At 43.7% G+C, this 13,662-nt stretch carries 15 protein-coding genes and 3 tRNA genes; 10 read left to right on the top strand and 8 right to left on the bottom strand.

The window, feature by feature from the left end:
- Positions 1-161: 161 nt before the first annotated feature.
- Positions 162-238, bottom strand: a tRNA-Met gene (locus VLA77_01295).
- Between the two features lie 70 nt (positions 239-308).
- Positions 309-1,241, bottom strand: a complete 933-nt coding sequence (locus tag VLA77_01290) for a hypothetical protein (GenBank protein ID HSE29202.1) — start codon at positions 1,239-1,241, stop codon at positions 309-311.
- Positions 1,242-1,303: 62 nt separating this feature from the next.
- On the opposite strand from VLA77_01290, the gene VLA77_01285 reads away from it, so the two are divergent.
- A complete protein-coding gene (locus tag VLA77_01285; protein ID HSE29201.1) occupies positions 1,304-1,909 on the top strand; it encodes a methyltransferase domain-containing protein in 606 nt (201 codons plus the stop codon).
- Between the two features lie 181 nt (positions 1,910-2,090).
- Here VLA77_01285 and VLA77_01280 read toward each other — a convergent pair whose 3' ends face one another.
- Entirely contained in the window at positions 2,091-4,808 is a 2,718-nt protein-coding gene (locus VLA77_01280; GenBank protein HSE29200.1) for a calcium-translocating P-type ATPase, PMCA-type, read from the bottom strand.
- Between the two features lie 60 nt (positions 4,809-4,868).
- On the opposite strand from VLA77_01280, the gene VLA77_01275 reads away from it, so the two are divergent.
- From VLA77_01275 to VLA77_01245, 7 genes are all read left to right on the top strand, one after another.
- Positions 4,869-5,753 (top strand): hypothetical protein, encoded by an 885-nt coding sequence (locus VLA77_01275; GenBank protein ID HSE29199.1) that lies wholly within the window; start codon positions 4,869-4,871, stop codon positions 5,751-5,753.
- On the top strand, positions 5,754-6,458 hold the full coding sequence (locus tag VLA77_01270; GenBank protein ID HSE29198.1) for a hypothetical protein: 705 nt from the start codon (positions 5,754-5,756) through the stop codon (positions 6,456-6,458).
- A gap of 2 nt (positions 6,459-6,460) precedes the next feature.
- Positions 6,461-6,742, top strand: coding sequence for a hypothetical protein (locus tag VLA77_01265; protein HSE29197.1), 282 nt, complete (start codon positions 6,461-6,463; stop codon positions 6,740-6,742).
- A 9-nt stretch (positions 6,743-6,751) separates the two neighbouring features.
- Entirely contained in the window at positions 6,752-8,137 is a 1,386-nt protein-coding gene (gene lpdA / locus VLA77_01260; GenBank protein HSE29196.1) for a dihydrolipoyl dehydrogenase, read from the top strand.
- 62 nt (positions 8,138-8,199) lie between these two features.
- Entirely contained in the window at positions 8,200-8,466 is a 267-nt protein-coding gene (locus VLA77_01255) for a TfoX/Sxy family DNA transformation protein (GenBank protein ID HSE29195.1), read from the top strand.
- Positions 8,463-9,269, top strand: coding sequence for an RNA methyltransferase (locus tag VLA77_01250; protein ID HSE29194.1), 807 nt, complete (start codon positions 8,463-8,465; stop codon positions 9,267-9,269). The genes VLA77_01255 and VLA77_01250 overlap by 4 nt, the downstream gene beginning before the upstream one ends.
- 150 nt (positions 9,270-9,419) lie before the next feature.
- Positions 9,420-9,815: a hypothetical protein gene (locus VLA77_01245; GenBank protein ID HSE29193.1), complete on the top strand. Its 396-nt coding sequence runs from the start codon at positions 9,420-9,422 to the stop codon at positions 9,813-9,815.
- A 111-nt stretch (positions 9,816-9,926) separates the two neighbouring features.
- Here the strand turns inward: VLA77_01245 and VLA77_01240 are convergent.
- The 3 genes from VLA77_01240 to treF form a co-directional block, all read right to left on the bottom strand.
- Positions 9,927-10,001 (bottom strand) — tRNA-Met (locus VLA77_01240).
- A gap of 44 nt (positions 10,002-10,045) precedes the next feature.
- The gene (locus VLA77_01235; GenBank protein ID HSE29192.1) at positions 10,046-10,456 is read right to left on the bottom strand and encodes a hypothetical protein; all 411 of its coding nucleotides are present in this window, start codon (positions 10,454-10,456) and stop codon (positions 10,046-10,048) included.
- A complete protein-coding gene (treF, locus tag VLA77_01230; GenBank protein ID HSE29191.1) occupies positions 10,456-12,012 on the bottom strand; it encodes an alpha,alpha-trehalase TreF in 1,557 nt (518 codons plus the stop codon). The genes VLA77_01235 and treF overlap by 1 nt, the downstream gene beginning before the upstream one ends.
- A 104-nt stretch (positions 12,013-12,116) precedes the next feature.
- On the opposite strand from treF, the gene VLA77_01225 reads away from it, so the two are divergent.
- Together VLA77_01225 and VLA77_01220 are read left to right on the top strand one after the other, a co-directional pair.
- Positions 12,117-12,192: transfer RNA gene (locus VLA77_01225), tRNA-Ile, on the top strand.
- 77 nt (positions 12,193-12,269) lie between these two features.
- On the top strand, positions 12,270-12,659 hold the full coding sequence (locus tag VLA77_01220; protein HSE29190.1) for a DUF4383 domain-containing protein: 390 nt from the start codon (positions 12,270-12,272) through the stop codon (positions 12,657-12,659).
- Positions 12,660-12,705: 46 nt separating this feature from the next.
- Here the strand turns inward: VLA77_01220 and VLA77_01215 are convergent, their stop codons facing one another.
- On the bottom strand, positions 12,706-12,921 hold the full coding sequence (locus tag VLA77_01215; GenBank protein HSE29189.1) for a hypothetical protein: 216 nt from the start codon (positions 12,919-12,921) through the stop codon (positions 12,706-12,708).
- 102 nt (positions 12,922-13,023) lie between these two features.
- Complete coding sequence (locus tag VLA77_01210) at positions 13,024-13,644, bottom strand: hypothetical protein (GenBank protein ID HSE29188.1); 621 nt, start codon at positions 13,642-13,644, stop codon at positions 13,024-13,026.
- Between the last annotated feature and the right edge of the window lie 18 nt (positions 13,645-13,662).

Raw genomic sequence — 13,662 nt, 5'->3', positions numbered from 1 at the left:
TTGGAACCTCGCACCAATAGAGGTCAAAAGGCGTATTCAAGATGCAATCTTCCCAGAAGGTCTTGTATACGATTGTGAGACGGGATTTAGAACCGCTAAATTGGCAGAATCTTATCTGTTAATAAAGAAAATAGCGTCCGAAGACGCTAAAAATCCTATTTTGGTAGCACCGACTGGGATCGAACCAGTGACCTTAGGCTTATGAGTCCTACGCTCTAACCATCTGAGCTACGGTGCCAAGTGCCGTGATCGTGCAAAACTGCCACGCATCAGGCAAACACTATTTTAACATGATGATCTGTTATTGACTAGCCCAGGAGTTCCAAGATCTTTTCTTCGGGAACTACCCCGCTGTACTTAGGATAATTACTTAAGTGATGCTGTGGGATTTTGCCCACAAACAACCTAGCAAGTTCCTGTTTGCTTAGCTCGCTCAATAGTCTTTCGTGGTAAAAATACATACCTGATTTCATTAGACTGCCGGGTTTAGAAGTATCTTTTACGCCGAATTTTTGCCTAATACCGCGCAGCCAAGCGCTTTCTTCGTCGGCGCCCATCGAAACCAAAAAATCAAATACCTCTTTAAAACTTGCTTTCGAACTTAAATCAGCGGCCAAAAACTCTAACGCGTGCTGAAACGACGATGCCGATGGCTCTTTCAGTAATTCATCTTGGATCAAACAAGATAAGCCTTCCTCTGTTGGCAAGTAGTCATGTTGTATAGCAATTCCATTATGATCACCGTTTACGGCTCGAATCACATGAACAAGTTCGTGGCTGGCGACGCCTTCGGTTGACAAAAACTGCAAATGTAAATATTTGCTAATCTCAACTTTTTTAGCAGGATGATTAGGTCGACATTGAAAACCATGTTTATCAACGACCTCAACCTTGTAGTCAATATTTAAAGCATCCAGTTTAGACTGAAAAATTTTAGCAAGCTCATCGGCCGTCCCATTCGACGCTTCAGGAATGCGCCTTATAAGATTAGCCGCAAATTCTAAGTCTTGTGGTCTAAAATCTACATCAAAGTATTCTCGACTGTAAATATGTATCTGCGGCACATCTTGCGCCACCATCGCATCTACTAAATCAGAGAATAATGGCGAAACTCGCTTATATCCTTCGATAGATTTTTCGTCCCAATTATATTCTAATTGCGGCTGATAATTACTATTATTAAAAAATTTGTGCTTTTCTTCGCTTATGTTGATCGGGGTAATTGCGTTTAAGTAGGTCATCGAGCTCCTTAGCTAAAGTGCATTTTATCATCTAACTAGTCTGATCTGCTACAATCTTCAACATGACAAATTCGAATTCCAAAACTATTCAATCATACGAAGATCATGTCCAAGATTATATCGATGGAACACCACAAGAAATCAGTGGTCAAATAAAAATATGGATAGACGAATCTTTATCTAATTTAAATAAAGATGCAAAAATTATAGAATTTGGAAGCGCTAACGGACGCGATGCAAACTATATAAAGAGTCTAGGCTATGAAATTCAATGCACAGATGCAACTCAAGCATTTGTAGACCTACTTAAAACGAAGGGTTTTAACGCTACAAGCTTAAACATAATCACCGATGATCTTGACGGACCTTACGATCTTATATTCGCTCAAGCTGTGCTTTTGCATTTCACTCGCGAAGAAGTAAAACTGGTTTTAGAAAAAGTATTTAAATCGCTAAAACCCGGCGGACGTTTTGCTTTTACCCTAAAACAAGGAGAGGGCGAAGAGTGGACTAATAAAAAATTAGGCGCCCCACGATTCTTTTGCTACTGGAACCAAGAACAAATCGAAGGCTACCTTAACGAGGTTGGTTTTGAAAATATAAAAATTACTTCTGACGTATCTACTAAAAACGCGACCTGGATTCAGATTATTTCCTACAAAAAATAGGGTTATAAGTTAGCAAAAAGCGCATTCCCCGCTGTCGGCTTTTTCTTTCATTTTTTTAGCAATTTCGGCAGCGTCGTTTTTAGCACTTGATTTCTTTTTTACTGGTTTTTTTGCTGTAGCCATTTTAGCTCCTTTTTATTTTATTCTTTAGCCCTACATTACCTAAGTTTGGGGATTTCTGTCAAACTTGTTTTATAGGCTTGTTCTCGGGGCCGATTAAATCAAAAATAGGATTAAGCAACTTCATAATTACAAATAAAATTACACTGCCACCAACGATTAGTAACCAGTCAAAACCAGTTATTGGCTGAACTGTAAAAATTTGTGCCAACGCCGGAATATACAGAATTGCTAGCTGAATAGCCAAAGAAACTAACATACTCACTGTAAGTAATGGGTTAGAAAACCACTTTATTGGATAGTCAGTTCTAATATCCACAAGGCGCACGAATTCATAAACCACCATCCCCATAAACACCGCCGAAGTCGCAAGCAGAGCTCCACCGGCCTGAAGTGCAAAGTTGTATTGCAACAAAATTACTATGCTCATTAAAATTCCAAAAACTATAATTTCGGCCCATATTCGCCTAGTCACAATTGCACCCTGATAGCGGCTCGGCTTGAATTTCATCACGTTTTGAGCCGACGGATCAGAGCCCAGTGCAACTGCAGGTAATCCGTCGGTTACGATATTTATAAATAAAAGTTGTGCTGCAGTTAGCAAAAGATTTCCATGAACTAAAATGCCCAGCAAAATTGTTACCACTTCAGCTATGTTGCATGAAAGTAAAAAGTTAACAAATTTGCGAACGTTGTCGTAAATCCCCCGACCCTCTTCGACGGCATTAATAATTGTTAAAAACTGATCGTCTAACAAAATCATGTCGCTAGCCTCTTTGGCGGCGTCTGTGCCGGTAATGCCCATGGCGATTCCAATATCGGCAGCTTTAATTGCAGGGGCGTCATTTACACCGTCACCCGTCATCGCAACCTGATGACCGTGGTGCTTTAGCGCCTCAACAATCCTAATCTTATGTTCTGGGTTAACGCGAGCATAAATCCCAATTTTTTCTACGACGTTCTTAAAATCGGTTTCAGTAAGCTTATCCAACTCCAGCCCAGTTATTGCGTCGCCAGTAATTCCAATTTCTGCGGCAACTGCGCACGCCGTGTCAACATTGTCGCCAGTGATCATGATCACACGCACACCGGCTTCACGTTGGACGCGTTCAATAACTTCTTTAACTTCCGCTCGCGGTGGGTCCATCATGCCCTGGAGTCCTGCGAAGACTAAGTTTCGCTCCATCTGATACTCACCTGGTTTTTCGCTAAATTCGCGGTAAGCGAACCCTAAAACCCGCAACGATTGGGCGGCCATGGTTTTAATAGTTTCCGTTACTAACTTTTTGTCTACAGCCGAAATCGCAACGACTTTGCCGTTTTTTAAAATATGAGTGCATTTCTTAATCAAGACATCGGGTGCGCCCTTAACGGCGGCAAGATAACCTTTTTTAGTCTCGTGTAGAGTGCTCATCATTTTGCGATCACTACTAAACGGCACTTCGCCAACTCGTGGCATGCCTGCCAAAACTTTTTCCTCGTTTAATCCAACTTTTGCGGCAGAAATCAACAAGCAACCCTCCGTTGGATCGCCAATCATATCACCTTGCCTAATCTTGGAATTATTGCAGAGCAAACCGATCTCACAAAGTCGCAAAACATCGGAATTTGGCGCAATTTTTTTATTATTTTTTTGCAAGTTGCCGTTAACTTCATAACCAGATCCGCTCATTTCAAAAAGCTCTACGCCAGCCAAAAGTTGACGCACGGTCATCTCGCCTTTTGTTAGTGTGCCGGTTTTATCGGAGCAAACCACATCTGTGGAGCCAAGCGATTCAACCGCCGAAAGCCGCCGAACCAATGCTTTTTTAGTCGCCATCCTGCGCGCTCCAAGCGCCAGACTAATTCGTACCACAAACGCCAGGCCTTCCGGGATTGCAGCGACTGCCAAAGCTACCGCAGCAGTAAACGCCAACAAAGCCCGCTGCAAAAAATCGGCATTTTGCAAATCTTTGTTAAAAAACAATACAACAAAAAATACAATAACGCAGATCCCGATCACTACAAATCCGAGCTTCCTGCCTAGATCATCGAGTTTTTTCTGCATGGGCGTTTCGTCACTCTGGATTTCGCTTACGAGCTTGGCAATTCTACCAATTTGTGTGCTGGCTCCGGTTTGAACCACCACTGCAGTAGCTGTACCGGTTGTGATTAAAGTACCAGAAAACACCATATTTAGCTGATCAGCAAGCGGCAGGTCTTTATTTAGAACTTCGCTGTGTTTACTTACCGTAACCGACTCACCGGTCAAATTGGCTTCGTTGGTCTTTAGGTGATTAACTTCTAGCAAGCGAGCATCTGCGGCAATTTTATTCCCCTCTTCTAAAAGAAGAATGTCGCCCGGCACAAGTTCACTAACCTCAATCTCAAAGATCTCACCGTCTCTCCGGACCCTGCAGGTCTGCGACACTAACTTTTTAAGTGCTTCGACGGTTTTTTCAGCTTTATACTCGTTCAAAAAACCGACAATCGCAATAGATAAAACTATAAAGTAAATCAAAAGTGCTTCCGTTGGACTACCGTGACCCCCGAAAAAACTAATAGCTAGCGAAACCGTTGCAGCAAAAATTAAAATAATTATCAATACATCTTTGAACTGCGAAAAAAATAAACCAATAGCAGAAAACTTTTTACCCTCGGGTAAAATATTCTTGCCATATTTTTGCTGCCGATTTTTAATGTCAGTTTCGCGCAAGCCGTTTTTGGGCTCAACGTTAAAGTCCTTTAAAGCCTGCTCGGACGAAAGCTGATAGTAATTTTTTTGCGTATTTTTTGACATTGACATCTAAACCATGCTATACACTATAGTAAGCGTAAGCGAGTAAAAACCAAAATAAAAATGCTAGAATCTGTTACAAACGCTACCGACCTCGAAGGTGCGGTTAGTCATCTCTCGACTAACTCCGTTTTAATTGCATGTATTTTATTATTATTGCTAGTTATTGCATCTGTAATTGTCGTTAAACGCAAAAAAAAGAAACTATTTTTACCAGTTTTTTCTGCCATTGCAGTAATTGTGATTAGCACCACTGCTATTATTAGCGGTTCCACAATTTACCTAAATGTAAAATCAGCAACAGGTGGACCAGTTCACTGGCACGCCGATATCGAATTTTGGGCTTGCGGTAACGAGCTCGAGTTACGCGATCCAACCGGATTCCTGAGCAACAAAATTGGTACGCCGACCTTGCATGAACATAACGACAAACGAATCCATCTAGAGGGCGTCCCTGTTGAATTACCCGACGACGCCTCGTTAGGCAAATTTATGCAAGTTGTTGGCGGTGAAGTCAGTAATAACTCTTTGATCGTACCGATTAACGACACAGGCTACTTTGAGGCCGAGGCCGACGGCGACGGTAGTCCATCCGATCAGCCTCAGCTAGTAGAAAAATTTATCAAAACCTCGCCAGATGGCAAAGTTGCGAGCTTTGTAAACGGTCAAACTTGCGGCAACCAACCAGCCGAAGTTCAGGTTTTTGTTTACAACTACAATAAAAATGATAAGACCTATAAGCAAACCAAAGTCGCACACCCTGCAGACTACGCAATCACGGGCGAGAGTCAAGTGCCTCCGGGCGACTGCGCGATATTTGAGTTCGACATTAAAAAGGATCGCACCGACAAACTTTGCGAGCAATTTGGAATCCGCGACGCAGACAAATGCGCTACATTCGGTATCGTGGGTAAACGCGAAATTTGTGAGATCAGGGAGATATTTTAGATGTTAGACCTACCTACACTCGGGCTTGTTGTTGTCAGCGCAGCAATTGATTCCATAAACCCTTGCGCAATCGGCGTGTTAATTTTAATGATCTCGGTGATTTTAGGCTCGGGAAAATCCGTTAAACGCATGCTCCTGCTTGGCGCAGCGTACACGTTTGCAATCTTTTTTACATACCTAGTTGCCGGCCTGGGATTGGTCTACTTCTTTACTGCAATTCCCATTGTTATTGCCGAATACCTCTCGATTGGGGTTGGAATCTTGGTAATTCTGGCTGGTATGTTGGAAATTAAAGACTACTTTTGGTATGGCAAAGGATTCAGTCTGCAAATTCCACACTTTTTTGCCAAAAAAATCCAGGATTGGTCGGGCAGCAGCACGACCGTGATTGGGGTGATGCTGCTTGGTGCATTCGTAGCAGCGGTCGAGCTTCCCTGCACCGGCGCACCCTATTTGGCGATAATTACAGTTTTGCGTATTGACTTTGACTGGGTTGCATTCGGCCTGATGGTTCTATATAACTTAATTTTTGTTGCACCACTATTAATAATCTTGGGCTTGGTTGCTAGCGGCGCAAAACTAAGTTCGGTGCAAAAATGGAAAGAAGAAGGCAAAGGTGGCATGCGCCTAACGCTCGGTCTACTATTAGTTGCACTAGGCTGGATCTTGATCCTAATCGCCAACGGCGTAATAAATTTTGGTTAACCATGAGCGCAGCCCCAACTATAATTAAGCGATTGCCCGGCGTTAACGAACCCTACGACGAGCGCAAGCTTTACGCAAGCATATACTCATCTTGTTTGACGGTTAGCTCGCATTCGGGTGAAGCAGAAGTAACAGCCGATCGTGTTTGCCGCGATATTGAACCTTGGTTAGCCCCCAAGCACGAAATCACCAGCAAAGATATTCGCCACGAGGCCGCAAAATATTTAAAGCTTTATAATCCGGATGCAGCTTACATTTACTTGCATCATCGTATAATAGGATAAAGGATAGTTATGAAACTCAAACTAAGCAGGCGACCAAAATACGACTACGACCTTGTTGTAATTGGCAGCGGGGGTGGCGGAAGCGTTGCAGCACACATTAGTAAACATCTAGGCAAAAGAGTGGCCGTAGTAGAGGCCGCCGAGATGGGTGGTGAATGCCCTAACTGGGGCTGCGTGCCAACAAAATCTTTACTGCACGCTGCAGAAATCTACGATGCAGCCCGAAACGGCCAGCAATTTGGCATTCGTGGCGGGACTCTAACTTACAACTACCCGTCAATCAAAGCGTGGAAAGACCTTGCAGTGTATCGTACTGGGACATGGCAAGGTAAAAAGGTCTATGAGTCCGAGGGAATAACCGTTATAAACGGTACGGCGCGTTTTATTTCTAGCCACGAGATTACAGTTAATCGCAAACATATTTCAGCCGAGAATTTCTTGATCGCTACTGGCACTAGTAATTTTATTCCACCCATCGAAGGATTAGAAAAGGCTGGTTTTATAACTTTTCGCGAAGCCGTAAACCTTACAAGACCGCCGAAATCGTTGTTTATAATTGGAGGCGGTGCAATTGGCTGCGAATTTGCCGAACTTTTTAGCATCTTTGGCACAAAAATTTACATCTCAGATATTACTTCGCGACTACTTATGAAAGAAGACCAAGAAGTCGGTGACCTTGTAAGAAGTCATTTTGAACAAGATCGTGGAATCAGCGTTCTCACAAACACTAAAGTTATATCGGTTACAAAAGAGGGACTGGCAAAACGCGTGACTTATCAGCAGGGCCGTGAAACCAAAACTGTTAAAGTCGATGAGGTTTTGCTAGCAACGGGCAAGATCGCCAACGTGGATATAGGCCTAGAAAACGCTGGGGTTGAGTATACTCCAAAAGCAATAGCAGTTAACGAATTTATGCAGACTACCGCTAAAAACATTTACGCAGCAGGTGACGTCGTTGGACCGTTTCAGTTTACCCACATGGCAATTTACCAAAGCCGCTTAGCTGCGAATAACATGTGGAAAAAGCAAAAAGTCGCCGCCGACTACCGTGCTGTGCCCCGCTGTATATTCTTATCGCCCGAAGTTGCATCTGTTGGGATGAGCGAAGACGAATGCATAAAGCGCGATTTAAAGATTAAAAAATCAATCGCCCCGATCAGCATTATTGGTCGTGCAAACACCAGCAACGTAGAAGAAGGTTTTGTAAAAGTTATAACCGACAAAGACGGCACACTTTTAGGGGCTAGCATTGTCAGTCCACGCGCAGGCGAGATGATCCACGAGTTAACTTTGGCGATTCAGATGGGCTTAACCGCCGAAGAAGTCGCCAGCACGATCCACGCCTTTCCAACCTGGAGCGAAGCTGTACGTGTTGCGTGTGCAAAAATTAAGTAATATGTTATAGTTTAGCTCAGAACAATATTTGCAAGTTTTGCGCTTAAGTTTACAATATAAGTATGAGATCAGGCGATTCAATTGGCTTACGAAACATTGGCCCAGAAACCGAAGTTTGGTTCCATCGGATTGGCGTAAGTTCACGCGAACAGTTCGAGAAACTGGGTGCCGAGAAAGTTTATATTTTATTGCTCGAGGCGGGACACGAACCTGATGAAGGTCTGCGTTTTATGCTAAAAGGCGCTGAAGAAGACGTAGATTGGCACATTCTGGCGCAGCGCGAAAAATCGATTGAAAACTCCTACACTGCCGACATTGACGAATCATGAATAGCCTAAAAATTACCAGCAAACAAAACCCCAAAGTTAAAGGGCTAATCAGCCTACGCAAACGCCGTGACCGCGACGAGCAAGGCGTATTTTTGATTGAGGGTTACCGCGAAGTTAGTCGCGCACTCAAACAAGGAATTATTCCAACCGAATTCTACTACAGCCCAGACTGGTTTTTGGGCGAAAACGAGCCCGAGCTAATTAAACAAGCTCAGGCAAAAGGCGCACGGCTATACGAAGTGAGCAAAGATGTTTTCGAAAAGTGCTCTTACCGCGATCGCCCCGATGGTTTATTGGCCGTCGCACCACAATGGAAAACAGGTCTCGATGACTTGAAGCTGAGTGAAAAGCCTTTTTTGCTTGTTGTTGAATCAATCGAAAAACCAGGCAACCTGGGCACGATTTTACGAAGTGCCGACGGCGCTGGCGTTGATGCCGTAATTGTTTGTGACGCAGTGACTGACATTTTTAACCCAAATGTCGTTAGATCATCGACTGGCGTTTTGTTTTCGGTACCTGTGGTTGTTAGTGACAGTAAGACTGTTTACGATTGGTTACGCAAAAATAAAATTCAGATTGTTTGCACCACACCCGATACCGATAATATTTACACAAAAACTGATCTGCGCGGCGCAGTAGCGATCGCCATGGGCAGCGAACAGTACGGACTAACTGATTTTTGGCTTAAAAATAGCGATATAAATGTGCGCATTCCAATGCAGGGCCTCGCAGATTCGCTGAATGTTGCTATGGCAACAGGGTTACTTGTTTACGAAACTCTACGTCAACGACAACAGGGCTAGAGTCAGATATAAAGATTCGCTGCGATATTGACTTTTTTTAAATAAAATGATATAGTATTTGGGCAATCGTTGATCAGGTTTAAAACCTAGATCCGAGCGCAAGCCCTTTCTACAAGTTGTACCATCTATCGCGAAATGCGAGGAACAGCAATGACCACTCCCGGACCCGGAACCGCCGGTGCCACCGCCCCTGTCAGCCCTGCTGCCCCTACCAGCGGCGTCCCGGCCCCCAAGCCGTCGTCGCTCGACCCCAACGCCCCTGCGTGGCTCCTGGCCCTCAAGCCGGACAACAAGTGGTGGATGATCGCCTCGGTGATCATCGTCATCCCGTGCGTCGGCCTGCTCACCTGTGGCCTCGGCTACCTGGCCGGGGTCATGATCGGCGTGATCACGGGCTACGGCAACGTCGGCCCCAAGCGTGTCATCTCGATCATCCTGATCGCGCTGCACCTGCTCTCGATCTGCTGCATCTGCGGCGTGATACTGATGGAACCCCTCGGGGACCTCCTCAGCTTCACCGAGGACCAGCAGTACAACTGGAGATAGGGTTTGCCCCGGTGCGAGCGACATCAGTCGCAACCACCGGGGCCAGCCCACGAACTTATCATTTTTAACAAATTTTAACAAAAAAACGCCCAAAAATTGAGCGTCTTTTCTTGGTAGCGGGGGCAGGATTCGAACCTACGACCTCGTGGTTATGAGCCACGCGAGCTGCCACTGCTCCACCCCGCGGCGAAACATATCTTAGTTATTTTACCAGTTTTTAACTAATTATGTCAACTCTTGTTGCCAAACAAAAAATACAGCCACTGATCAAAGTTACTCCGGCTGGTAATCGGTGTCTGAGTTGTAACGGGTTCTTGCGATGTTTGTTTAGCCGTATTAGGCGGCAAGATTAAAAGTTTTTCATCTTTTGCAGCTTTATTTAAGCGCTCGCGCGCACTCAATTCTAAATATTCATCGCTCTGATAATACTTATTTTGAAAATCAATTGTTTTATTTTGAAGCTCAAAAACTGCGATCTCTTGTTTTAAACTATCTACTTGCTGTTGTAGTTCAAAATTCCGCTGAATCGCCTCAATTGTATTCCAGACCCAGCCCGCCGCCACCAACATAGCCAAAACCACTACGCCGTTGTTTAACGTAAATAATTGTTTTATCTTTGCTAGTTTTGGGCGAAAGTTCATTACTTCCAGTTTAACGCGTCATCGTGCTTAAGCGCTAGATACACACCGTTTGTCCAGCCAAAACCATCTTGCAAAACATACTCCCCGCCTCCGGCGGTCATTGTTGGATCGATAACGTTATATTTTTCAACTAACTTAAGTTCGCGTTTGTACGATCCCTCGACTGTGTCTAGCCACCGCTTTTTAATCTCGGTGGCAAGCTTGTTTTGGTCATAATTCTTAAGCGCTTGAACTACAGTCCATTGGTGCGGTGGCCAGCCATTTGGCGAATCCCACTGCTGACCTGTTGTTTGTAGAGTTGTAACCACTCCGCCAGGCTTTAAAAAATCTGTTTTTACAACTTTAGCGACTTGGTTCGCTTGCTCTTTACTTGCAATCTGAGCGAATAACGGATAAATTCCGGCGATCGTTTGGCTTTTACTCTGCTTTTTTAACACAAAATTATAATCAAAATAAAAACCAAGATTACTGTTCCAGCAATATTTGTTTAGCGCCTCTGCCCTAGCTCTGGCCTTATTGCGATAAGATTCCGCCAAGCCAGTTTGTTTTAGAATTTCATAGGCCTCAGCGATCGTAGACTCCAATATACAAAGGAGGCTATTCAAATCCACAGGGACAATATTTGTCGTGATTGTAGTTTGTAAATTAACGCCATCGCTCATCCAGCGCGAACTAAAATCCCAACCAGATTCTGCTGCAGCCCGCAGATCCAAATAAACCTGGCTTGGCACACGGTCCCCGGCAAGCGCCGCTGTGTCTACGTCTTCTTTATAAGATTCAGGCCGAGGCGTGGACCGATCATCGTAATAACGGTTTAAGATTTCTCCATCAGGCATTTTTACCACTCGCCGATAAGCTTTTTGACTCTTTAATTTACGCGAGCCTTTCATCCAAAAATTATGCTCGGCAATTAACGCCGGCAAGTACTTTAACAGTACCGTTTTACCTTTTTTATTGGCTAAAAGTTTAACCATCAAAGCTAGGTACGGTGGTTGGGTTCGGCTGAGATAATATGTTCGATTGCCGGTTGGAATAATATTAAAGCGGCGCTGCATATACGTTATGTTTTTTAAGATATCTTCGATCTGATTCCACTTTTGAGCCGTCGCTAGCCCAATCATAATAAAATAGCTGTCCCAGTAAAATTGGGTTTTAAAACGACTGCCAGGCACAATGTACGGTTTGGGCAGGGCCAAAATAGACCCCTCCGTCTTATAAGTCGTTTGGGTCAAAGCCGACCAGAGCTCATTAATATGCTGTTCAATTGTATGATTTGCATTAACTTTATAGTCGTTAGGACTTTCAAAGTACTCCTTAAAATACGTTTTTACAAAGGCATGTAAGTCAAAATCCGGATCATGACGCTGTTTTTTGTAAATTGCCAGAATCCGGCCCATCTGCTTAGATGGCACGGCATCTACAAAGGTAATGCTGTCGGGGAAAATTCGTCGCAGCTGAACATCCTGGAACAGTTCACCCAAGAGTTCGTCTGGTGACTTTTTTGATAAAAGTAACCTGCTACGGACCTTAGCCAAGTTTTCTTGAAGTTTTCGCATGATATACAAATTTAAGCATAATTAGTATACACACACAATGTTCATGCATGGATAAAACTACAATTTTTTTGTATAATCATTCCTGTTGCTCAGATGTAATGCTTGGGGGCGTAGCTCATCGGTTAGAGCAGGCGGCTCATAACCGCTTGGTGGTTGGTTCAACTCCAACCGCCCCCACCAAAAGATCACCTTAGGGTGATTTTTTATTTACTTGCAACTTCCAAGCATTAGCTTAATAATGTTAAATAGGAGGATCGATGCTTAGGCTCAGCGTTGTTATTATAGGTCTGATTTTTGTAGCAAAAGGTGCATTAGGATTTAACAGTGATTACATAACGGTAGTTAATGGCGTGGCTCTGTTGTTTGAAACCTTTGCCGTAAACGACATTATTAATTGGATTCATCTATTAACAGGTTTTGCGGCGCTCCTTGCAGCGGCGTCCGACAAAACTGCCAAGCTTTTTTGCCAAGTGTTCGGCGTAATTTATATGATAATGGCGATCATTGGATTTTTCCAAGGCACGTCTATACTAGGATTATTCCAAACGAACATTCAAACCAGCCTAGCTAATTTTATTTTGGGCGCCATGATGGTCACGCTTGGATTTGGCATTAAGCTTAGCCCGAAGGCAACTGTGACCAACTAAAAAAGCCCCTTAATTTGGGGCTTTTTTAGTAAAATACTATTTAAGCTTATTCGGCTTTAGCAGCTTTTTTAAGAATTACAAAACCATTACGTGGGTTTTCTACAACTTCGTAGCCTGCTGGCAGCTCAGGTAGAGCATCCTCTGGGCGTTCTTCTTTAGCGAAGTAGAAAATCGGTTGCACCTTACCGCCACGTAGTGTCACATTTTTAGTGTGTAAGTAGTAGGTAACCCCTTTAGAATTAGTGTGTTTATACGCTGCCATCTTAGAAAATTCCTCCTTTTTACGGCTATCGTGATTTTACGATACGCTGTGCGACAACCCTTTGTCAACAGATTAAGCCAAAAACATAACAACTTTGTTAATTTACTTATGTCGACGAACTATAATCTTAAGGACTGCATAGGTGGTCACTCGAAGTAAAATTAGTAATCCAACGAACAAAGTAATAAGAACAACAATTCCAGCTAAATCAAAGCTAATGCGCGGCGAAACATAGTTGTATCTGAACAACTCGGCGGGTGGTACCTTTACACTTTGCAGTGGATCTGTACCCGGCGCTAAGCTCGAAACTCGTTGTTGAATGCACTGTAAATAAAGCTGGAAGGATACGTTCCCGTACTGCGCCCTACATTCGTCCTCGGCCTGAATATACGTGGCGCTATTCGGGTTTACGCTGCTAGCAGCCTCTTTTAGAGCTGCATCATATGCCCGCTGGTAGCTGTGCTCCAAAAATAAACCCTCACCCAAGTTAGTGTTCATATGGTTGGTTACATATTTTTGCAAATCTAAAAGTGACTGCTCGATCCCTTGTCCACTTTCATCGGCCATTTTTACCAAATTACGATATTCCACCATTTGTAAGTTATTTTGCCGCAGTAAATAGGCCGACAGCCCAAGAAGCAAAACAAAAATCAGTGCAAGCTGCCACACCTTAATGCCGCCCAAAACAACCAAGTAATGATGAAGTTTACGTTTATTGTCCACCTAAATCCTTTTAAAATT

The organism is Candidatus Saccharimonadales bacterium, assembly GCA_035457485.1.
Classification (GTDB): domain Bacteria; phylum Patescibacteriota; class Saccharimonadia; order Saccharimonadales; family EFPC-124; genus DATIBO01.
The sequence above is the reverse complement of the archived record's forward strand: the minus strand, read 5'-3'. Positions and strand labels throughout refer to the sequence as shown.